Consider the following 21,931-nt stretch of genomic DNA (forward strand, 5'->3'; position numbering starts at 1 on the left):
ACCACGATGAGCGCCAATCCGCCCGATGCCACCGCAGCCCAGGCCCCGCGGCCGTCCGTGCTGTCGCTGGCGATCAAGGAAAAGGCAGCGCTCTACGCGGCCTACATGCCGTTCCTGCGTAACGGCGGCATGTTCGTCCCGACCACCAAGCCGTACCAGATCGGCGACGAGATCTACCTGATCCTGGCGCTGATGGACGACCCGAACAAATACCCGATTGCCGGCACCGTCGCCTGGATCACGCCGACGGGCGCCAACAACAACAAGGCGCAAGGCATCGGCGTGCATTTCCCGGCCGACGAATCGGGCCAGCGCGCCCGCCAGCGCATCGAAGAAATCCTCGGCGCTGCGCTGCGCTCTTCGCGCGCCACCCACACTTTGTAACTAACCCATAGTTTGTAACTACCCCATAATCTGTAACTAACCCAATTTAGCTGCATGCCTTCCTACGTCCACCGCCTGGCCCGACGCGACGACCTGCCGGTCATCGTCGATATCTATAATTCCACCATCGCCTCGCGCGACGTGACCGCCGATACCGAGCCGGTGTCGGTGCAGTCGCGCGAAGCCTGGTTCAACGAGCACACGCCCGACCGGCGTCCGTTGTGGGTGATTCACGATGCGCTCGACACGAGCGAGCATCCGGCCGTCATTGGCTGGCTGTCGTACTCGAACTTTTATGGCCGGCCCGCGTATTCGGGCACGGCCGAAGTGTCGATCTATATCGCCGAAAGCGCGCGTGGCCGGGGACTGGGGCGCTACTGCCTGGAGCTGGCGATCGCGTTCGCGCCCGAGGTCAAGGTGCACACGCTGCTGGGCTTCATCTTCGGCCACAATGCGCCGAGCCTGGCGCTGTTTGGCAAGTATGGCTTCGAGACCTGGGCCAACTTCCCGCGCGTGGCGAACCTTGACGGCATCGAGCGCGACCTGATCATCCTGGGCAAGCGCGTGGCCTGAATGCGCGGGCGGCGCCCCGGCTGCGGCAGCGCGCGTCGCGTACAATGGCGGGATGTTCATCGATTCTCACTGCCACATCAATTTTCCGGAACTGGCCGCCCGCATGCCCGAGGTGCTGGCCAAGATGGCCGAAAACCAGGTGACGCATGCCTTGTGCGTGTCGGTCGACCTGCCGGACTTTCCGCAAGTGCTCGCGCTGGCCGAGCAGTATCCGCATATCTTCGCGTCGGTTGGCGTGCATCCCGACTACGAGGACACGCCCGAACCGACCGTCGAGCAACTGGTCGCACTGGCGGACCATCCGAAGATCGTCGCGATCGGAGAGACGGGTCTGGATTACTATCGCCTCAAGGGCGACCTCGTATGGCAGCGCGAGCGTTTTCGTGTGCACATCCGGGCCTCGCGCGAAACGCGTAAACCGTTGATCATCCATACGCGCGCGGCCAGCGAAGACACGATCCGCCTGATGAAAGAAGAGGGCGCCGGCACCGGGGCCGGTGGGGTGGCGGGCGTCATGCATTGCTTCACCGAGTCGCTGGAGGTGGCGCAGGCGGCCATGGAGCAGGGCTTCTATATCTCGTTCTCCGGCATTGTCACGTTTAAAAGCGCCAAGGAGTTGCAGGCGGTGGCCTTGGCCGTGCCGCTCGAACGCATGCTGATCGAGACCGATTCGCCGTATCTGGCGCCGGTGCCGTTTCGTGGCCGCATGAACGAGCCGGGGTATGTGGCGCACGTGGCGGAGTACATCGCCACGCTCAAGGGCGTGTCGCTGCGCGACGTTGCGGCGCAGACGAGCGAGAACTTCTTCAACCTGTTCCAGACAGCCAGGAGCTGACGCATGCAAATGTCTCGTTGGATGGCGCGCTTGTGCGCTGCGGGTGTGCTGGGTGTGGTGGCATTGGGCGCCGGTGCTGGCGCGGCTGAGCCACCGAGCAACAAGCAGGTGTCGTCGTTCTTCCGCGCCGTCCAGATGGACGATGCGAGCACCGTGCGCAAGATGGTGGGCACGGTCGTCAACGCGAACGAACTCAACCCGCTGGGTGGCGAGCCGGCACTGGTGCTGGCAATCCGCGAAGGCTCGAGCGCGGTCGTGCAGGATCTGCTGGCCCATCCGGGCACCGATCTGGAGCGCAAGGCAGTCAACGGCAACACGGCGCTGATGATGGCCGCGTTCAAGCGCGATGGCGACACCGTGCGCGCACTGCTGGCCAAAGGCGCGAAGGTCAATCAGCCCGGCTGGACGGCGCTGCATTACGCGGCCGCCAGCGGCGACGCCGCGATCGCCCAACTGCTGATCGAGCATGGGGCGCAGGTCAGTGCGCTGTCGCCACGCACGTCCGGCGCCGTGACGCCGCTGATGATGGCCGCGCGCGAGGGGCAGGATGCGATCGTGCGTCTGCTGCTGGCCAAGGGCGCGAATCCGGCCCTGAAGAACACCGAAGGCTTCACCGCCGCCCAGCTGGCCAAGCAGGGCGGGCACGACAAACTGGCTGCGTTGCTGTCAGGTCGGTGAAGCGAAACAAACTGCGTGTGGATTGAATTGGGCGTTATTTGCCCCTCACCTCGACAGATTGCGCGCGGGCAATGGTATCCATAATAGTCCTACGGTCCCACTACACAGGACGACGAGGATAATCATGCTGAACGAACGCGAAATCGAAAGCTGCTACCTGGGGCAGTTCATTCCAGTCCACTACCATCACAATATGCTGATGGACCAGAACCGGATGCACAGCTTCAAGTCCGCCATCCATTACTCGGTCTTGCCTGGCGCCAAGGTGCTGGAGCTGGGCGGCGGCACGGGTGTGCTGTCGTTCTTCGCGGCGCAGAAAGCGTCGAAAGTCTATTGCGTCGAATACAACCCGGACATGGTGCGTGAAGCGCGCCGCTTCCTGGCCATGAACCCGAACGGCCACAAGGTCGAAGTGATCCACGCCGACGCATTCGACTACCTGCCGCCGGAGCCGGTCGATGTCGTCATCTGCGAAATGATCCACGTCGGCATGCTGCGCGAAAAACAGGTCGAAGTGATCGAGTCGTTCAAGCGTCGATATCTCGCCAAATTCGGCGGCCCGCTGCCGCTATTCATGCCGGAAGCCGTGATCATGGCGGTTCAGCCGCTGCAGCAGGAATATGACTTCGACGGCTTCTACGCCCCGATCGTCCAGTTCCAGGAAACCGGGGTTGTCCAGCCCGGCACGATCGAACTGTCGCAGCCCGCCGTCTACAGCATCATCGATTTCGGCCAACCGGTCGACAGCCTGATCGCCTGGGAAGGCTCGGTCCTGATCGAACAGTCGGGCACCTTGAACGCCATGCGCTTCGTGACGAAAAACGTCCTGGCCATCGTGCAGGAGCAGGCCACCACGATCGACTGGCTGAACCACTACATGACGCTGCCGCTGTACACCCCCGTCACCGTCAAAGCCGGCGACCTGCTGCGCCTGTCCTTCGCCTACCGCGCCGGCGGCTCGATCCCGTCCCTGCAAGCCTCGATCCAGGCTGACGTCATCACCCAATCCGTCCCCGAACAAATCGCCGAATACGCCTAACCCCCCCCTTTAAATAGGGTCAGTGTCGAATTGTTTGACAACTTCAGTTAATCAATTACCCAATAATTCGACTCTGACCCCAATTGATGGGAAATTGCTGGCTTGATAAATAGGGTCAGTGTCGAATTGTTTGCCAACTGCAGTTAATCAGTTGCTCAATAATTTGACACTGACCCTAATTGTTTGGATTTAGGCTTAAGGCTATTGCCTGGACCGTTTATCGGGGTGTGTGACCGTTCGTGCCGCGGAATTGACCGTGCGTCGGATTGGAGCGGTCTTCTGATGGCCGGGGCAGGTAGAGTGCGTCCATGGTCAATGTGGAGGCAATATGCTGAGTTTTCTTGTTTGGGTGCTGCTGTTGATGGTGTGCTGGCCGATTGCGTTGCTGGCGCTGCTGATCTATCCGGTCGTGTGGCTGTTGCTGCTGCCGTTCAGGCTGCTGGGGATCGGTGTCGATGCCGTGTTCAATTTGCTCAAGGCCGTTGTCATGCTGCCGGCGCGGGTGCTGGGCCAGCAACCTGGGCGGTAATGAGGCCATGGACTGACTGAGTGTTGGGCAATTAACAGACGATTCTTGCGCGATCTTCTACTGTGAAGATGTTCGCTTTCATTCGAAAGCAATCATTAAACAGAGGAAATAATATGCGCCTGGATATCTACCGCAGAGCTGAACATGACGGCAAGTTTTCTTACCTGGCCGTACCGGAATCGAAAAGCATTCCCGAAGAAGCCACCAATACCGATTGGGAAGTCGAAGCCCAGGGCTACGAGGTGCAAGACAACGCCGACGCGATCAAGGATTTCGACATCCAACACCTGACCGAGCAGATCGCCGAAAAAGGGTATGCGATCACGTCGGTGACGCACTAACTATTCCCTGGCGTGCCGTCGGCGCGCCAACTCGCCATCATCGGCAAGCACCATTTGTGCTGCTTGCCGACGCGCCGGCATCTCTTCCCGAGAGCCCGGCCTGCCCGCAACGGCCCCATAGCCGTTGTGGTATTCTGCGTCCTTGATCAAGCAAGCCAGCCACGCGATGGACTGGGACGGAGGATGGTATGAAGTGGGTTGTCGTCGGTTTTTACGTGTTATCGATCCTGCACATCCATTTTCGCGGCCGCGTCCGCTTGCCGTTTCGCCGTCAGATTTTCGATCACTCGTCGTTCATGGCGCCGATCAATATCTTTATGCACAAGTTCTCGCGCGTACCCAATACGCCGTTTACGCCGCTCTCTGAATTCCCCGAACTCGCTCGCCTGCAAGAAAACTGGCCCATCATCCGCGCTGAAGCCGAGAACATGCTCGCGCTCAAGAAAATCAAAGCTGCCGAGCAGAACGATGATGCCGGTTTCAACTCGTTTTTCAAGAATGGCTGGAAGCGTTTCTACCTGAAATGGTATGACGCCAGCCACCCATCGGCCGAGCGCCTTTGCCCCCAGACGTATGCGCTGCTGCAGTCAATCCCGTCCGTCAAGGCCGCGATGTTCGCCGAGCTTCCACCCGGCGGAAAGCTGAACCCGCACCGCGATCCGTTCGCCGGTTCGATGCGCTATCACCTGGGCCTGGCCACACCGAACGATGACCGCTGCTTCATCGAAGTCGATGGCGAGCGCCACAGCTGGCGCGATGGCCAGGGCGTCGTGTTTGACGAAACCTATATTCACTGGGCGATCAACGGCAGCGACAGCGACCGCATCATCCTGTTTTGCGACGTCGAGCGGCCGATGCGCTACCGATGGATGCAAAGCGTGAACCGATGGCTCGGCCGCAACCTGATGACGGCTGCCGCATCGCCGAACGAGACGGGCGACCAGGTTGGCCTGGTCAGCAAGCTGTTCCGCATTTCGTTCTACATGGGCCAGTACCGCCGCCGTTTCAAGGCGTGGAACAAGACCGCCTACAACATCACGCGCGTGGCGCTGGTCATCGCACTGGCCGCCTTCATCTACTGGATCTGACGCGCGCCGGACATGACAGTGGCGCGGCGCCCCACGCCAATGCGCGCACGATAGGTGCACAAGACGACAGGCCATTGTAGCGAAACCGGCATCTTTGCCAATCTCGCTACAATGGCTTTTCTGTTTTCACCTATCGGAGAAGCCCATGGCAAAAGTACTGGTGTTGTACTACTCGACCTACGGTCACATTGAAACGATGGCCAACGCAATGGCCGAAGGCGCACGCGGCGCCGGTGCAACGGTCGACGTAAAACGCGTCCCCGAAACCGTCCCCGAAGACATCGCCAAGAACGGCCACTTCAAGCTTGAGCAGGCTGCGCCCGTCGCCAAGCCGGACGAGCTGGAACACTACGACGCCATCATCATCGGCGCACCGACCCGCTACGGCCGCATGCCGAGCCAGATGGCAGCCTTCCTCGATCAGACCGGCGGCCTGTGGGCCCGCGGCGCCCTGAACGGCAAAGTCGGCGGCGCTTTCACCTCCACCGCCACCCAGCACGGCGGCCAGGAGACCACGCTGTTTTCGATCATCACGAATCTGATGAATCTCGGTCTGACTATCGTTGGCCTGCCATACAGCTATCAGGAACAAATGACGCTCGACGAGGTCGCCGGCGGTAGCCCGTATGGCGCGACGACGATCGCGGGCGGCAAGGGCGAGCGCCAGCCGAGCGAGATCGACCTGGGCGGCGCGCGCCACCAGGGCAAGCTGATCGCCGAGACCGCCGCCAAGCTGTTCGGCTGATCGGGCGAGCGATACCGCCATGGCCGATCTCTCCGCATTCCCCATCACGCAGCGGTGGCCGGCGCAGCACCCCGACCGGCTGCAGCTGTATTCGATGCCGACGCCCAATGGCGTCAAGATTCCCATCATGCTCGAAGAGATCGGTCTGCCGTACGAGGCGCACAAGGTCGATTTCGCCAACGACGACCAGCACTCGCCGGCCTTCCTGTCGCTCAATCCGAACAACAAGATCCCGGCGATCATCGACCCCGACGGCCCTGGCGGCCAGCCGTTGCCGCTGTTCGAGTCGGGCGCCATCCTGATCTACCTCGGGGACAAGAGCGGTAAGCTCCTGCCCCAGGACCCAGCCGCACGCTACCGGGTGATGCAGTGGGTGATGTTCCAGATCGGCAGCGTGGGGCCGATGTTTGGGCAGCTGGGCTTTTTCCACAAATTTGCCGGCAAAGAATACGACGACAAGCGCCCGCACGATCGCTACGTCGACGAGTCACGCCGCCTGCTGGGCGTCATCGATGGTCAACTGGCGCAGCACACGTGGCTTGCGGGCGACGAATTCACCATTGCCGATATCGCGGTCTTTCCCTGGGTCAATGGGCTGCTGAATTTCTACGGAGCCGGGGACCTGGTCGGCATCGATGACTTCCCGCACGTCTCAGCGGCATTGGCGGCTTTTCTTGCGCGCCCGTCCGTGCAAAAAGGGATCGAGATCCCGGCCTGAGCAGGGTGTGGCCACCGTATGACCAGGGTGCGGCAGCGAGCACGCCTCAGTAAGGGCTCGCCGTCGGCCGAACGATCAGCTCGCTGACATCCACGTCGGCCGGCTGATCGATCGCGAATCCGATCGCGCGCGCGATCGCCTCTGGCTTGATCGCCAGCTTGCGAAAGTCGCGCATCGCCGCGCGCGCACCGGGATCCGAAATCGACTCGGCCAGGTCCGACTCCACGACGCCGGGCGAGACCAGCGTGACGCGGATCGTCCCGCCGACCTCCTGCCGCAAGCCCTCCGTGATGGCCGCTACCGCGAACTTGGTGGCGCAATACACGGCCGCCGTCGGGCTGACCGCATACGCCCCGATCGACGCGATATTGATCACCTGGCCGCCGCCACGCGCCTGCATGCCCGGCAGCACGGCGGCAATCCCGTGCAACACGCCGCGAATGTTCACGTCGATCATCTGGTTCCATTCATCGATCTTCAAGGCTTCGAGCTTCGACAGCGGCATGACGCCCGCGTTGTTGACGAGGACATCGATCCGGCCATGGCAGTCGAGCGCGAAGTCGGCGAACGCGGTCATGCTTTCCATGCTGGTCACGTCGAGCCGTGCCACGTCGGCGTTCCCGCCGGCAGCGCGGATGGCGCCTGCCAGCGCCACCAGCTGCTCGACGCGCCGCGCGCCAAGCACGACCCGGTGGCCCTGCGCAGCGAGAAAACGGGCGGTTGCTTCGCCGATGCCGCTGCTGGCGCCCGTGATGAGGATGACTTTCGATGCGTGTTCCATGCTGTGCTCCCTGTGTGTTGTCAGTGGCGCCAGTATGGGCACGGCCCGTGATGCTGCCCATGCCGAAACCTCGGCATCGATTGCACGATCCTCCGGAAATGAATAACGGCGCCCGCAGGCGCCGTTTGGTCGACAAGAATCAGTCGATGCCTGCCTGTCAGGCGCGCGGCCGCTGGCGATGGAAGGTCAACGGCGTGTACGACACGGCCGACGGTGGCGGCTGTTTCAGGATGTTCGAGCGCATCGCGCCCACCACGTGCATCTCGCACGGCTTGCAATCGAAGCGCAGCGTGTAGCGGTCTTCGCCGCTCACCAGCGTCATCGGCTCGGCCTTCACCTGGCCCTGCACGCCTTGCACGCCCTTGGCCTGTTTCGGGCACAGGTTGAACGAGAAGCGTAGGCAGTGCTTGGTGATCATCAACGAGACTTCCCCCGCTTCCTCGTGCGACTCGTACGCAGCGTCGATCAATTGCACGCCATGTTTCTGGTAAAACGCGCGTGCCTTGTCGTTGTAGACATTGGCCAGATAGCTCAACTGCAGGTCGGGATACACCGGGGGCGGCGTTGTTGCCGCCTTGCGCTCGGGGCGCTGCCAGGCCGCCAGCCGCGCCGCTTCGTGCGCGGCGATGGCGTCGCGGCGCAGCGCATTGATCGCCGCGCTCGGCACGAACCATGGCTGAGTCAGCTTGAGCTCGACATGGCCCGCTTCGAACATGGTGTTGCCGAGTTTGGCAACGCTCGAGCGCAATCCCGCATCGGCCTGCGCGGCTTGCGTCGCCGGCTGCAGGGCAATCGCCGCTGCAGCATGCGACGCAATGCCATCCTCGTCGATGATGTCGAGGCGCAGGCCATCGGGCTGCTCGCTCAGTACCAGTTCGAGCGCCACCTTGCGCTCGGACGATTTCTTGTTGAGCGTTGCTTCCCAACCGTGGTCGCGGTTACGGTGGATGACCGTGCCGACCTTCAGGCCTGCCAGCGTCTGCATCGGCTCGTTCGGATAGACGCGCCAGCGCTGGCCGTCGGCTTCGTCACCCAGCTTGTCGGCCTTGTTGGCCTGGATGCCGACCGTGTCGCGCTTGTACATATAGTTCAGGCCGTCGCCGTTGGCCATCGGCGCGCTTGTGACGACATCGAAGCTGTCGCCGTTCAGGCGCGCCACGATGCCGAGCTCCACGCCCAGGTATTTCGGCGAATCGAACGCGCCGATATCGGTCAGGCGGCCCTGCGCGAAGTACTCGGTATGGCCGCGGTGGAAGTTCTTGTCGACGTCCGGCGTGAACATGACGCGTGTGCGCCCGCTCGAGGCGCGCACGAATGCCGGCCGCTCGTCGAGCAGTTCGTCGAGCAGCAGGCGGTAGTGGGCCGTGATGTTCTTCACGTACCCCATGTCCTTGTAGCGGCCTTCAATCTTGAACGAGCGTATGCCGGCATCGACCAGCGCGCCCAGATTGCGGCTCTGATCGTTGTCTTTCATCGACAACAGGTGCTTGTCGAACGCAACCACGCGGCCCTCGCCATCGCTCAGCGTGTAGGGCAGGCGGCAATTCTGCGAGCAGTCGCCCCGGTTGGCCGAGCGGCCGTTGTCGGCGTGCGAGATATAGCACTGGCCCGAATAGGCCACGCACAGCGCGCCGTGCACGAAGTACTCAAGCGGCGTGTCGGTGGCCTGGTGGATCTTGCGGATCTGCTCGACGGTCAATTCACGCGCCAGCACCAGTTGCGAGAAACCGACGTCGGCCAGGAATTTGGCTTTCTCCGGCCCACGAATATCGCACTGGGTACTGGCATGCAGCTGGATCGGGGGCAGGTCGAGCTCGAACAGTCCCATGTCCTGGATGATCAGGGCATCGACGCCGGCCTCGTACAGCTGCCAGATCTGTTTGCGCGCCAGCTCGAGCTCGCTGTCGTGCATGATCGTGTTCATGGTCACGAAGATGCGCGCCCGGTAGGCGTGCGCGAACTGCACCAGAGCGGCGATATCCTCGAGCGGGTTGCTGGCATTGTGGCGCGCCCCGAATGCCGGCCCGCCAATGTAGACGGCATCGGCGCCGTGCAGGATCGCCTCGCGCCCGATCTCGGCGGTTTTGGCGGGCGACAGCAGTTCAAGCTCGTGGGCTAGCAATGACATGGTGAATCCTTCGATGCGAAGTCCGGGATTATAGCCAGTCGGGGCGTTGCCGTCATGTGGCGCGAGCGTCGCGGCGGGAATGCCGGCGGCCGATGTTAGCGCAATCCGACCCTCTGTTGTGCTAACATCGACGTCATTTCCCCGGCCTTGAAAACAATCCCGACATGAGTAAAGTGACGCTCGACACCATCCGCGAAGCCATGGAACACGGCAAACCAACCATGGTGGACGTCGCGAAACTGGCGGGCGTCTCGGCCATGACGGTCTCGCGCGTCATGAACGGGAAGACCCTGGTGCGCGAAAGCACCCGGCGCAAGGTGGCCGATGCGGTCGCCGCACTGAACTACACGCCGAACCAGGAAGCGCGCAATCTGGCCGGTTCCAAGCCGATCCGCGTCGGTTTCTTGTACAGCAACCCGAGTGCGGCCTACCTGAGCGAATTTCTGGTTGGCCTGCTCAACCAGTCGGGCCTGAACAACGTGCAGTTGTTCGTCGAGAAGTGCGAGGCGGGCAACCACGAAACCGAACACACGCAGCGCCTGATCGACAATGGCCTTGATGGCGTGATCCTGCCACCGCCACTGTGCGACAGCGAAGCGGTGCTCGGGTGCGTGGCGCAGGCCGGCATTCCGGCCGTCGTCGTCGCCTGCGGTTCGCCTGCGCCTGGCCTGGGCGCAGTCAGCATCGACGACTACGAAGCGGCGCACTTCATGACGCGCCACCTGATCGCGCTGGGCCATCAGCGCATCGGCTTCATTGTCGGCCACCCGAACCAGAGCGCCAGCGCGCGCCGTCTCGACGGCTACCGCGCCGCGATCGCAGAAATGAACGCCGACGCGGCCGACGAGCTGGTGGTGCAGGGGATGTTTACCTACCGCTCTGGCCTGGACGCGGCCGAGCAATTGCTGGCGCTGGCCGAACGACCGACGGCGATTTTCGCCAGCAATGATGATATGGCTGCCGCCACGGTGGCCGTTGCCCACCGCCTGGCGCTCGACGTGCCGGGCGACCTCACCGTGACCGGGTTCGACGATACCGCGCTGGCCACGACGATCTGGCCCGAACTGACCACCGTGCGCCAGCCGATTGCCGAGATGGCGCGCGAAGCGGTGCAGGCGCTCGTGCGGCGCGTGCGCGCGCTGCGCGAAGAAGAACCGGCCGAGCCGGAGCAGACGCGCATGGACTTCGTACTCGTGCGGCGCCAGTCCGATGCCGCGCCGCGCGTGCGCCCGCCAGCGCGCTTGCCCGCTGCAGCGCGCACTCTCTGAGCAGGGCGCCGTCGCCGCCCCGGTCCTGGTCCCATCCTGGGCAGGGACCATCACCCGGCGCGGGTTTCTGCGCCCATCTCGCCGCCAATCGCGCCTGCCTGCACGCTTTCCAATAATTCGTTGACAACCGTCCGAGCAGAAGTTTAGACTGCAATGATTGCGCTAACAATTCTGTTAAGGGATTGTTGTGATGCACATTAAAAATAATCAGAAAGTTTCAGGAGACGACCATGCCAGACCCGCGCACCCGGCCACCCGCCGGCGTGGCCGCAGCCCTGCTGCGCCGCGCGCCTTCCCGTGACCCCTGCTGAATACCGGCTTGTTCCGGCTGCCCGCGCCACGCTGCCTTGCCTGCGTCAGCGCGCCTGCCAGGACCCGTCATCACGAACGAGAGAGAACATGACCGCATCTTCCGTCACTGCGCTACCTGACGCGCTACCCGACGCGCTACCCGACGCGCTACCCAACGCGCTCCCCGACGACCTCGCGTCGGCCCTGCTGGTTGGCCGCGTCTGGCGCCCGGCGCCGATCGATGGCCCGGCTGTCGTTGTCGTACGCGCCGGCCGCCTGGTCGATATCACCCATCATGCCGCCACGGTAGCCGACCTGTTCGAGCGCGATGCCGCCGACATGCTGGCGATCATCAAGAGCGCCGCGGGCGAGGATCTGGGCGACGCCGCCAGCCTGTTGCAGGCGGCGCTCGATGGCGGCCCGGGCGAGCGCGGCCTCGGGCTGCTCGCGCCATGTGACCTGCAGGCCATCAAGGCCGCCGGCGTGACGTTTGCCGTGAGCCTGCTCGAGCGCGTCATCGAAGAACAGGCCAAGGGCGATCCTGCCCGCGCCGCCACCTTGCGCACGGAACTGCAAGCGACCATCGGCGCCAACCTGGCCGAGATGGTGCCGGGGTCGGACGCCGCCATGCGCCTGAAGACCGAGCTGAGTGCGCGCGGCCTGTGGTCGCAGTACATGGAAGTGGGCATCGGTCCGGACGCCGAAGTGTTTACCAAGTCGCAACCGATGTCGTCGCTGGGCCATGGCGCGGTGGTCGGCCTGCACCCGTCGTCGCACTGGAACAATCCGGAACCCGAGATCGTGCTGGCCGTAAACAGCCGCGCCGAGATCGTCGGCGCCGCGCTGGGCAACGACGTCAACCTGCGCGACATCGAAGGACGCAGCGCGCTCCTGCTCGGCAAGGCCAAGGACAACAACGGCTCGTGCGCCATCGGCCCGTTCGTGCGCGTGTTCGACGGCGACTTCACGCTCGACACGCTGCGCGGCTGCGAAGTGGGCATGCTGATTGAAGGCGCAACCGACGGCTTCACGCTGGCGGGGTCGAGCCGCATGCGCGAGATCAGCCGCGATCCGCTCGACCTGGTGGCACAGACCTGCGGCGCGCATCACCAGTATCCGGACGGCTTCATGCTCTTTTTGGGGACGATGTTCTCGCCGATCAAGGACCGCGGTGCGGCCGGCGGGGGCTTCACGCATCACCCGGGCGACAAGGTCACCATCTCGACCCCGGCGCTGGGCGCGCTGGTCAACACGGTCGGGCGCAGCGACACGATCGCGCCATGGACCTTCGGCGTGCGCGCGCTGTACCAGAACCTGGCCCGGCGCGCGCTGCTGGCTGGCCGTCCAGCATGACCCCGCCCGACGGTGCGCTGCACGACCCGCTGCACGATCCGCTTTTCGATCCGCCACAAGATAACCACGAGTTCACGATGCACCATTCAACACCAGATTCCACCCCCGCCGCTCTGGTCTACGCGACCTATCCCGACCTGCGCGACAAGCGCGTCGTCATCACCGGTGGCGGCACCGGCATCGGCAGCGAACTGGTGAGGGCGTTCGCCAGCCAGGGCGCGCAGGTCTGGTTCCTCGACATCGCCGAACAGGCGTCGAACGCGCTGGCAGCCTCGCTGGCCGGGTCCGTGCACACGCCGCGCTTCCTGCCGTGCGACCTGACCGACCTCGATGCGCTGGCCGCGACCTTTGCCGCCATCGAGCTTGACGCGGGCGGGATCGACATCCTGCTCAATAACGCGGCCAATGACGACCGCCACGGCATCGATGACGTCACGCCTGCGTATTGGGAAAGCCGGATGGCGGTCAATCTGCGCCACACGTATTTTTGCAGCCAGGCGGCGGTGGCGATGATGCGGCGCCAGGGCAGCGGCGTGATCCTGAATTTCGGCTCGATCTCGTGGTACCTGGCGTCGAACCAGCTGTCGCTGTACATGATGGCCAAGGCGGCGATCGAGGCGATGAGCCGCGGCCTGGCGCGCGACCTGGGCGCCGAGAACATCCGCGTCAATACCGTGATTCCGGGCGCCGTGCGCACGCCGCGCCAGCAGGCGCTGTGGCACACACCCGAAGAAGAAGCGCGCATCCTGGCGGGCCAGTGCCTGCCGCAGCGCGTCGAGATGCAGGACGTGGCGGCGCTGTCGCTGTTCCTGGCCTCGAACAACGCGCGCCGCTGCAGCGGCCGCGAATACTTCGTCGACGCTGGCTGGTACGGCGCATGAGCGGCGCTCTGCACTGCCTGTGGGACGTGAAGGCGATGCTGGGCGAGGGCGCCTTGTGGGACGCAGTCCGGCGCAAGATCTGGTTCGTCGACATCAAGGGCCGCCGCATCCACTGCTGCGACGCAGACGGCGGCGCGCGCCAGAGCTGGGATGCGCCATCGCAGATCGGCTTTCTCGCGCCGAGCGACGATGGCGGCATGGTGTGCGGGCTCGAAGATGGCCTGTACCGCTTTGCCGAGAGTGACGGCGCCTTCATCGCGCTGGCCCGCATCGAGGCCGACCTGCCGGGCAACCGCTTCAACGATGGCCACGTCGATGCGGCCGGGCGCCTGTGGTTTGGCTCGATGGACAATGGCGAGAGCCAGGCCACTGGCACACTGTATCGCTTTGACGGCGCCGGCCAGCCGGCGCGCCCGATGGACGCCGGCTACATCATCACCAACGGCCCGGCTGTCAGCCCGGCTGGGTCTACGCTATACCACACCGACACGCTGGCGCGCACGATCTACGCCTTCGACCTGAACGCAGACGGTGACATCGCCGGCAAGCGCACCTTCATCCGGCACGAAGGCAGCGGCCATCCGGACGGCATGGCAGTCGATGCAGAAGGTTATTTGTGGGTGGCCGTCTTCGGCGGCTGGCGCATTGACCGCTATGACCCGCAAGGGCGCAAGGTCGATGAGGTGCGCTTCCCGTGCGCGAACATCACCAAGCCGGCCTTTGGTGGCGACGACCTGCGCACCGTGTACGCCACCACCGCGCGCAAGGGTTTGAGCGAGGCCGACCTGCTCGCGCAGCCGCTGGCCGGTGGCCTGTTCACGTTCCGCGCCGCTACGCCGGGCCTGCCGCAACATGCGTTGCACCTGTAACGCGCACTGGAGAATCACCGCATGACCAAGCACTCCACCTTCCGCTTCCGTTCGCAGGACTGGTTCGACAACCCGGAGCGGATCGACATGACGGCGCTGTACCTCGAGCGCTTCATGAACTACGGGATCACGCCCGACGAACTGCGCTCGGGCAAACCGATCATCGGCATCGCCCAGAGCGGCAGCGACATCACGCCATGCAACCGCATCCACCTGGAACTCGTCAAGCGCGTGCGCGACGGCATCCGCGACGCCGGCGGCATTCCGATGGAATTCCCGCTGCACCCGATTTTCGAGAACTGCCGCCGTCCGACCGCAGCGCTGGACCGGAATCTGGCGTATCTGGGCCTGGTCGAAATCCTGCATGGCTATCCGATCGACGCGGTGGTGCTGACGACCGGCTGCGACAAGACCACGCCGGCCCAGCTGATGGCCGTGTCGACGGTCGACATGCCGGCCATCGTGCTCTCGGGCGGCCCGATGCTCGACGGATGGTTCGAGGGTGAACTGGTGGGCTCGGGCGCTGCGATCTGGAAGGCGCGCCGCCAGCTGGCGGCCGGCGCGATCGACGAACAGAAATTCATGAACATCGCCACTGCATCGGCGCCGTCGGCCGGCCATTGCAACACGATGGGCACGGCGTCGACGATGAACGCCGTGGCCGAAGCGCTGGGCATGTCGCTCACCGGTTGCGCCGCGATTCCCGCACCGTACCGCGAGCGCGGCCAGATGGCCTACGAGACGGGACGGCGCATCGTGGGCCTGGCGCTGGAAGACGTGCGCCCGTCGAACATCCTCACGCGCGACGCGTTCCTCGATGCGATTGTCGTCAACGCGGCGATTGGCGGCTCGAGCAATGCGCAGCCGCACATCATGGCCATGGCGCGCCATGCCGGAGTGGAGATCACGCTTGAAGACTGGATGACCTACGGTTACGAAGTGCCGCTGCTGCTGAACATGCAGCCGGCCGGCAAATACCTGGGGGAGCGCTTCCACCGCGCGGGCGGCGTGCCGGCCGTGATGTGGGAACTCGATCAGGCAGGCCTGTTGCGTTCGAACCGCCTGACGGTGACCGGCACGACGCTGGCCCAGAACATCGACCTGCACCAGACGATGGACCGCGAGATGATCCGGCCGTTTGCCGATCCGCTCAAGGAAAACGCGGGCTTCCTGGTCCTGAAGGGCAATCTGTTCGATTTCGCGATCATGAAGACGAGCGTGATTTCACCGGGCTTTCGCGCGCGCTACCTGGCCACGCCGGGCGCGGAGAACTGCTTCGAGTGCAAGGTCGTCGTGTTCGACGGCTCGGACGATTATCACGCGCGCATCAACGACCCGGCGCTGGGCATCGACGAGCACACGATGCTGGTCATTCGCGGCGCGGGCCCGATCGGCTGGCCCGGTTCGGCCGAAGTCGTGAACATGCAGCCGCCCGACGCGCTGATCAAGCGCGGCATCAACAACCTGCCGACGCTGGGCGACGGGCGCCAGTCGGGAACGTCGGACAGCCCGTCGATCCTGAATGCGTCGCCCGAAAGCGCGGCCGGCGGCAATCTGGCGCTGCTGCACACGGGCGACGTCGTGCGCGTGGACCTGGTGCACGGTCGCTGCGACGTGCTGCTGTCCGACGCTGAACTCGAAGCGCGCAAGCTGGACACGCCGCCGGCGATCCCGCCGAGCCAGACCCCGTGGCAGGAAATCTACCGCGCCACGGTGGGCCAGCTGCACACAGGCGCCTGCATGGAACTGGCCTTGCCGTACCGGGCCGTGGCCGGCGCGATGCCGCGGCATAACCACTAAACCGCAGTTGGTACGATGACTAAAAGTGGCATGAATAGCCATTCTTGAGCAGAATGTTGGAACTTCGCCCGGACGGTACCGTCCGGGCGTCGAAAAATACACTGGAGACAAGCATGAAAAAACTCATCACGGCAGTCGGCATCGGTTGCGCAATGCTGTTCGCATCCGCCCCGGCCATGGCCGACGCCAAGAACCCGAAGATCGGCTTTTCGATCGACGACCTGCGCCTGGAACGCTGGACGCGTGACCGCGACTACTTCATCGGCGCGGCCGAAAAGCTCGGCGCCAAGGTGTATGTGCAGTCGGCCGACGCCAGCGAGCAGCGCCAGATCGCCCAGATCGAGAACCTGATCTCGCGCGGCGTGGACGTGCTGGTCATCGTGCCCTACAACGCGACGGTGCTGAACAACGCGATCCGCGAAGCCAAGAAAGCCAAGATCAAGGTGCTGTCGTACGACCGCCTGATCCTCAATGCCGATGTCGACGCCTACATCTCGTTCGACAATATGGCTGTCGGCGAACTGCAGGCGCAGTCGATCGTCGCGCTCAAGCCGAAAGGCAGCTATTACCTGTTGGGCGGCGCGCCGACCGACAACAACGCCAAGATCCTGCGCGAAGGCCAGATGAAGGTGCTGCAGCCGTTGATCGACAAGGGCGACATCAAGGTCGTGGGCCGCCAGTGGGTCAAGGACTGGAGCCCGTCCGAAGCGATGGCCATCATCGAGAATGCGCTGACCGCCAATGGCAACAAGATCGACGCCGTCGTGGCCTCGAACGACGCCACCGCGGGCGGCGCGATCCAGGCGCTGGCGTCGCAGAAGCTGGCGGGCAAGGTGCCGGTCTCGGGCCAGGACGCCGACCTGGCGGCCGTGCGGCGCGTGATCGCCGGCACGCAGGCGATGACGGTCTATAAACCGCTGCGCAATATCGCCACCAGCGCTGCGACGCTGGCGGTGCAACTGGTGCGCAACGAAAAGCCGGCCTACAACGCGCAACTGAATAACGGCTTCAAGCCCGTCAGCACCATCCTGCTCAAGCCGATCCTGCTGAACAAGGCCAACGTCGACATGCTGGTCAAGGACGGCTTCTACACGCAGGGCCAGCTGGCCGGCAAATAAGCCGGCGTCACGCTGCTACAGCGCCCGCTTCTGCGGTCGTACCGGCTGGCGAGCCTCGCCGGCCGGTGGTCCAACGTCTAGAAACGAGTCTTTCGATGGCCGGCTATCTGCTTGAAATGAAGGGAATCGCCAAGCGATTCAATGGGGTGCCTGCGCTCGATGGCATCGATCTGGCGATCCGGCCGGGCGAGTGCATCGGCCTGTGCGGCGAGAACGGGGCCGGCAAATCAACGCTGATGAAGGTGCTCTCGGCGGTCTATCCGCACGGGACCTGGGAGGGCGAGATCGTCCTGGATGGCCAGCCGCTCCGGGCGCGCTCGGTGCGCGAGACCGAGGACGCCGGCATCATCATCATCCACCAGGAACTGATGCTCGTGCCCGAACTGAGCGTGGCCGAGAACATCTTTCTGGGTAACGAGATCACGCTGCCCGGCGGGCGCATGGATTATCCGGCCATGAACGCGAAGGCCTCGGCGATCCTGCGCGGCCTGAAGCTGCCGGACGTGAACGTGGTGCTGCCGGTGAAGCACTACGGGGGCGGGCATCAGCAACTGATCGAAATCGGCAAGGCCCTGAACAAGAACGCGCGCCTGTTGATCCTGGATGAGCCGTCGGCATCGCTGACGGCGTCCGAGATCGCGGTTTTGCTGGACATCATCCGCGACCTGAAAAGCCGGGGCGTGGCCTGCGTCTACATCTCGCACAAGCTCGAAGAGGTCGCGGCCATCTGCGACACGGTCGTCGTCATCCGCGACGGCAAGCATATCGCCACCACGCCGATGGGGGCGATGAGCGTCGAGCGGATCATCAACCAGATGTGCGGCCGCGAGATGAGCCAGATGTATCCGTCGCTGCCACACCCGGTGGGCGACGTGGTCATGGAGGCGCGCCACATCACCTGCTACGACCCGGAGCAGCCGGGGCGCAAGAAGGTCGACGATGTGTCGTTCCAGGTGCGGCGCGGCGAGATCCTCGGCATCGCCGGGATCGTCGGGGCCGGCCGCACCGAGCTGGTGACGGCCATTTTTGGCGCCTATCCGGGCAAGCACGAAGGCGAAGTCTGGCTCGAGGGCCGCAAGGTCGATACGTCCGAGCCTTTGAAGGCGATTCGCGCCGGTTTCGCGCTGGTGCCCGAAGACCGCAAGCACCACGGCATCGTGCGCGACCTGTCGGTGGGCGAGAACATCACGCTGTCGGTGTTGCCGCGCTTTGCGCACGCCAGCCGCATCGACGAGAACGAAGAAGCCGGCGCCGTGAGCGCGCAGATCAGCCGGCTGGCGCTCAAGACCGCCACGCCGGCGCTGGCCATCACGTCGCTCTCGGGCGGCAATCAGCAAAAGGCGGTGCTGGCCAAGATGCTGCTGACCGGCCCGAAAGTGCTGATCCTGGACGAGCCGACGCGCGGCGTGGATGTCGGCGCCAAATTTGAAATCTACAAACTGATGCTGGAACTGGCGGCGCAGGGGATCGCGATCATCATGGTCTCGTCCGAACTGGCCGAAGTGCTGGGCGTGTCCGACCGCGTGCTGGTGATGAAGGAAGGGCGCCTGAACGGCGACTTCGTCAACCAGAATCTGCACCAGGAAACCGTGCTGGCCGCCGCGCTGGGCCAGGCAGCAGCGGCGCCATCGATCCCACATCACGCATGACAACCACAATCACACAATGACCACGATGACGTTCAAACGGATTTTCACGCAGTACAAGATTCTGGCGCTGCTGGTGGCGATCGCGCTGATCTGGGCCTTCTTCAGCTGGAAGACGGATGGCGGCTTCACGTCCGCGCGCAACCTGTCGAACCTGATGCGCCAGATGTCGGTGACCGGCATCCTCGCGTGTGGCATGGTGTTCGTCATCATTGCTGGCGAAATCGACCTGTCCATCGGCTCGTTGCTGGGCCTTTTGGGCGGGATGGCGGCGGTGCTCGATGTCACGCACGGCTTGCCGCTGCCGCTGTCCATCATCATCGTGCTCGGCGCGGGCCTGTTGTGTGGCTTTCTCAACGGGTATCTGACGGCGTATGCGGGCATCCCGTCCTTCATTGTCGGCCTGGGCGGGATGCTGGCGTACCGCGGGGTCGTGCTGGGGCTGACCGGCGGCGCCACCGTGGCGCCGGTCTCGCCGGGCATGGAGCAACTGGGCCAGGCATACCTGCCGCCGCTGTGGGGCAGCATCCTGGGCGTTGGGCTGTTCGTGCTCGCCTGCGTGCTGGTCTGGCGCCAGCGCGCGAGCCAGGCACGCCACAAGCTGCCCGTGCTGCCGATCTGGCGCTCGGCGCTGCGCGTGGTGATTGCGGGTGCGGTGCTGGCCGGGCTGATCTCGACCTTCAACAGCTACGAAGGCATTCCGCTGCCGGTGCTGATCCTCCTGGTGCTGCTGGGCGTATTCAGCTACATCGCGCGCCAGACCGTGTTTGGCCGCCGCATCTACTCGGTGGGCAGCAATATGGAGGCGACGCGCCTGTCCGGGATCGACGTGCGCAAGGTGAAGCTGTGGATCTTTGGCCTGATGGGCCTGATGTGCGCGCTGGCTGGCCTGATCAATACCGCGCGCCTGGCGGCGGGCTCGCCGTCGGCCGGCGTGTCGGCCGAGCTGGACGTGATTGCGGCCTGCTTCATCGGCGGCACCTCGATGCGTGGCGGCGCGGGCACCGTGCATGGCGCGCTGGTGGGCGCGCTCGTGATGGCAAGCCTGGACAACGGCATGTCGATGCTGGACGTGGATGCGTATTGGCAAATGATCGTCAAGGGGCTGATCCTGACGCTGGCGGTGTGGCTGGATGTCGCAACGCGGGGCAACACGCGCTAGGCTTCATGGGATTTATCGCTACCAGCACACCAATTGTCCGATGTGAGCCACGTGCTTTGGCGCGGATTTGATCGCGGTTAAATCGGGCAATCGTGCGCGCGCCACTGGCCGGATCTTTTCTTACACTCGATTGAACATGTGTAGCATTTTGTTCAGTCGGGGGAAGCGATGGAAACCCACAGTGGCTCAAGGAGAATGTTTTTAAAAACAGGCATCGGGGTCACTGCCTCACAGTGCTTCCCCGGCCTGGCGGTCGCGCAGGGGAGCAGTGGGCCGCGGCTCGAATGGCAGCAGTTCAAGACCACCAGCCAGTATCCCGCCTTCGTCAATGCCATCGCAACGATGCGCAGCAATACCAATCAGGCCAGTCCAGGCTCGCTGTCCTACTGGTCCAACGTGCATGTCAATACCTGTCCGCACGGGGTGCCGTATTTCATCTCATGGCACCGCGGGTATTTGTATCATTTCGAACAGCAGTTGCGCAGCGTCTCCGGCAATCCCTATCTGACGCTACCGTATTGGAACTATTATTCCTACGCCACCTTGCCGGCAGAGTTTACCGATCCCGCGCCCACCAATCCGCTGTATGTGCCCAGGCAGAGTTCGAACGTGTACGGTGCGCTGAGCATGGCGCCATTCGCGTCGGCAGTGCGCAATTTTCAGCGCGGCAAAAGCAACGCGTTCGAGCCGAGCATCGAAGACGTGCACAATCCCATCCACGATCTGATCGGCGGGGTCATGAGCACGATGCAGTCGCCGCTCGACCCCATCTTTTTCCTGCATCACGCCAGCATCGACCGCTTGACGCATGCCTGGTCTCTGCTGGCCGGCAAGACCATGCCCAAGTCAGCCAATCCGTATTCGTCGACCAACAGCGATGCCTACTGGGCGGGCAACCATCTGTATGCGACTGGTCTGAGCATCGAGCGCTACAAGACGCGCATTCCCAGCTGGCTCGGCACGACGTATGCGTCCAACACCGTGCCGACGGCGCTGCCGCCGGCCCCTGCCGCTTCTGCGGCCCGTGCTGCGCTGTTGCAGCGACCGCCGTTCCGGTCGTTCAGGACCGTTGCGGGGCGCCGCCTGTCGAACACACGGCGCTCAGTGAGTGGTGTGGCGCAAGTGCCTTTCGATGAGCAATCGGTGTCGGTCCTGCTGCGGCTGGCGAAAAGCGATGCCGCCGAACTCGCGCGGGTCGTTGCGCTGTGCCGTGATGGTGGTGAGCCCGATGTTCGCGCCGATGTTCGCGCTGATATTCGCCAGATGCCGGGGATGATCAAACTGGTGTTTGACAACGTGTCCGTGGGTGCGGCCGCGAAGAAGGGCGGCTTTTTCTATGCCTTGTACCTCGACATGCCGGCCGTGGTCGAGTCGCAGGCGGCGCGTGATGCGTCCCTCATCGGCACGCTGGGCGCATTCCAGATTGCCGCCGCGGCGCACCATGGCACGCCCCGGATCGAATTCGATGTGTCGTACCTGCTGGCACGGCAAGAGCGCGTTAATTTCACCGAGCTCGCGTTGTCCTGGGTGCGTGTCGATGGCGATCGTCCGCCGGCCGGGAAGGCCATCCTGGCCAACGAGATCCGGGTCGAACTTGCGTTCGCTCCGGACGATGCGCATGGGTTGTCCGGGGATGCCGAGGACATCGAACGGCAGCATCTGTAGCGAACCAGGCAGACCAGGACCGTGGTCTTGGCCCGCAAT

21 protein-coding genes are annotated in these 21,931 nt (G+C 64.0%); 19 read left to right on the forward strand and 2 right to left on the reverse strand.

All coding sequences use genetic code 11. The annotated features are described in order from the left end of the window. The first annotated feature begins 6 nt into the window (after positions 1-6). The 10 genes from RCH14_RS21785 (at position 7) to RCH14_RS21830 (ending at position 6,930) form a co-directional block, all read left to right on the forward strand. Entirely contained in the window at positions 7-384 is a 378-nt protein-coding gene (locus RCH14_RS21785; RefSeq protein ID WP_343028187.1) for a PilZ domain-containing protein, read from the forward strand. Between the two features lie 54 nt (positions 385-438). Beyond that, complete coding sequence (locus tag RCH14_RS21790) at positions 439-957, forward strand: N-acetyltransferase family protein (RefSeq protein ID WP_343028188.1); 519 nt, start codon at positions 439-441, stop codon at positions 955-957. A 52-nt stretch (positions 958-1,009) separates the two neighbouring features. Further along, the gene (locus RCH14_RS21795; RefSeq protein WP_343028189.1) at positions 1,010-1,792 is read left to right on the forward strand and encodes a TatD family hydrolase; all 783 of its coding nucleotides are present in this window, start codon (positions 1,010-1,012) and stop codon (positions 1,790-1,792) included. A gap of 3 nt (positions 1,793-1,795) precedes the next feature. Further along, the gene (locus RCH14_RS21800) at positions 1,796-2,470 is read left to right on the forward strand and encodes an ankyrin repeat domain-containing protein (RefSeq protein ID WP_343028190.1); all 675 of its coding nucleotides are present in this window, start codon (positions 1,796-1,798) and stop codon (positions 2,468-2,470) included. Between the two features lie 124 nt (positions 2,471-2,594). Beyond that, positions 2,595-3,509, forward strand: a complete 915-nt coding sequence (locus tag RCH14_RS21805) for a methyltransferase domain-containing protein (protein ID WP_343028191.1) — start codon at positions 2,595-2,597, stop codon at positions 3,507-3,509. A 328-nt stretch (positions 3,510-3,837) separates the two neighbouring features. After that, positions 3,838-4,038: a hypothetical protein gene (locus RCH14_RS21810; RefSeq protein ID WP_343028192.1), complete on the forward strand. Its 201-nt coding sequence runs from the start codon at positions 3,838-3,840 to the stop codon at positions 4,036-4,038. A gap of 113 nt (positions 4,039-4,151) precedes the next feature. Beyond that, a complete protein-coding gene (locus RCH14_RS21815; protein ID WP_343028193.1) occupies positions 4,152-4,379 on the forward strand; it encodes a DUF6139 family protein in 228 nt (75 codons plus the stop codon). A gap of 188 nt (positions 4,380-4,567) precedes the next feature. After that, the gene (gene lpxO / locus RCH14_RS21820) at positions 4,568-5,467 is read left to right on the forward strand and encodes a lipid A hydroxylase LpxO (protein ID WP_343028194.1); all 900 of its coding nucleotides are present in this window, start codon (positions 4,568-4,570) and stop codon (positions 5,465-5,467) included. A 145-nt stretch (positions 5,468-5,612) separates the two neighbouring features. Beyond that, entirely contained in the window at positions 5,613-6,212 is a 600-nt protein-coding gene (gene wrbA / locus RCH14_RS21825) for an NAD(P)H:quinone oxidoreductase (protein ID WP_343028195.1), read from the forward strand. A gap of 19 nt (positions 6,213-6,231) precedes the next feature. After that, positions 6,232-6,930: a glutathione binding-like protein gene (locus RCH14_RS21830; protein ID WP_343028196.1), complete on the forward strand. Its 699-nt coding sequence runs from the start codon at positions 6,232-6,234 to the stop codon at positions 6,928-6,930. Between the two features lie 46 nt (positions 6,931-6,976). Here the strand turns inward: RCH14_RS21830 and RCH14_RS21835 are convergent, their stop codons facing one another. Both RCH14_RS21835 and RCH14_RS21840 read right to left on the reverse strand, forming a co-directional pair. Continuing rightward, complete coding sequence (locus tag RCH14_RS21835; RefSeq protein WP_343028197.1) at positions 6,977-7,711, reverse strand: SDR family oxidoreductase; 735 nt, start codon at positions 7,709-7,711, stop codon at positions 6,977-6,979. Positions 7,712-7,868: 157 nt separating this feature from the next. Further along, positions 7,869-9,839 carry a U32 family peptidase gene (locus RCH14_RS21840; RefSeq protein ID WP_343028198.1) on the reverse strand — a complete coding sequence of 657 codons (1,971 nt, stop codon included), beginning with the start codon at positions 9,837-9,839 and terminating at the stop codon, positions 7,869-7,871. Positions 9,840-10,003: 164 nt separating this feature from the next. On the opposite strand from RCH14_RS21840, the gene RCH14_RS21845 reads away from it, so the two are divergent. The 9 genes from RCH14_RS21845 (at position 10,004) to RCH14_RS21885 (ending at position 21,892) form a co-directional block, all read left to right on the forward strand. Beyond that, positions 10,004-11,107 (forward strand): LacI family DNA-binding transcriptional regulator, encoded by a 1,104-nt coding sequence (locus tag RCH14_RS21845; RefSeq protein ID WP_343028199.1) that lies wholly within the window; start codon positions 10,004-10,006, stop codon positions 11,105-11,107. A 399-nt stretch (positions 11,108-11,506) separates the two neighbouring features. Then, positions 11,507-12,751 carry a fumarylacetoacetate hydrolase family protein gene (locus RCH14_RS21850; protein WP_343028200.1) on the forward strand — a complete coding sequence of 415 codons (1,245 nt, stop codon included), beginning with the start codon at positions 11,507-11,509 and terminating at the stop codon, positions 12,749-12,751. A gap of 77 nt (positions 12,752-12,828) precedes the next feature. Beyond that, on the forward strand, positions 12,829-13,632 hold the full coding sequence (locus RCH14_RS21855; protein ID WP_343028218.1) for an SDR family oxidoreductase: 804 nt from the start codon (positions 12,829-12,831) through the stop codon (positions 13,630-13,632). Beyond that, positions 13,629-14,501, forward strand: a complete 873-nt coding sequence (locus RCH14_RS21860) for an SMP-30/gluconolactonase/LRE family protein (protein WP_343028201.1) — start codon at positions 13,629-13,631, stop codon at positions 14,499-14,501. Before RCH14_RS21855 ends, RCH14_RS21860 begins: the two co-directional genes overlap by 4 nt. A gap of 21 nt (positions 14,502-14,522) precedes the next feature. Beyond that, a complete protein-coding gene (locus tag RCH14_RS21865; protein WP_343028202.1) occupies positions 14,523-16,301 on the forward strand; it encodes an IlvD/Edd family dehydratase in 1,779 nt (592 codons plus the stop codon). Between the two features lie 113 nt (positions 16,302-16,414). Further along, positions 16,415-17,419 carry a D-xylose ABC transporter substrate-binding protein gene (xylF, locus tag RCH14_RS21870; RefSeq protein ID WP_343028203.1) on the forward strand — a complete coding sequence of 335 codons (1,005 nt, stop codon included), beginning with the start codon at positions 16,415-16,417 and terminating at the stop codon, positions 17,417-17,419. A gap of 95 nt (positions 17,420-17,514) precedes the next feature. Continuing rightward, complete coding sequence (gene xylG, locus RCH14_RS21875; protein ID WP_343028204.1) at positions 17,515-19,068, forward strand: D-xylose ABC transporter ATP-binding protein; 1,554 nt, start codon at positions 17,515-17,517, stop codon at positions 19,066-19,068. A gap of 16 nt (positions 19,069-19,084) precedes the next feature. Beyond that, entirely contained in the window at positions 19,085-20,227 is a 1,143-nt protein-coding gene (locus RCH14_RS21880) for a sugar ABC transporter permease (protein WP_343028205.1), read from the forward strand. Positions 20,228-20,395: 168 nt separating this feature from the next. Then, a complete protein-coding gene (locus tag RCH14_RS21885) occupies positions 20,396-21,892 on the forward strand; it encodes a tyrosinase family protein (RefSeq protein WP_343028206.1) in 1,497 nt (498 codons plus the stop codon). Positions 21,893-21,931 lie beyond the last annotated feature (39 nt).

This window comes from Massilia sp. MP_M2 (assembly GCF_039123635.1).
GTDB lineage: Bacteria > Pseudomonadota > Gammaproteobacteria > Burkholderiales > Burkholderiaceae_D > Telluria.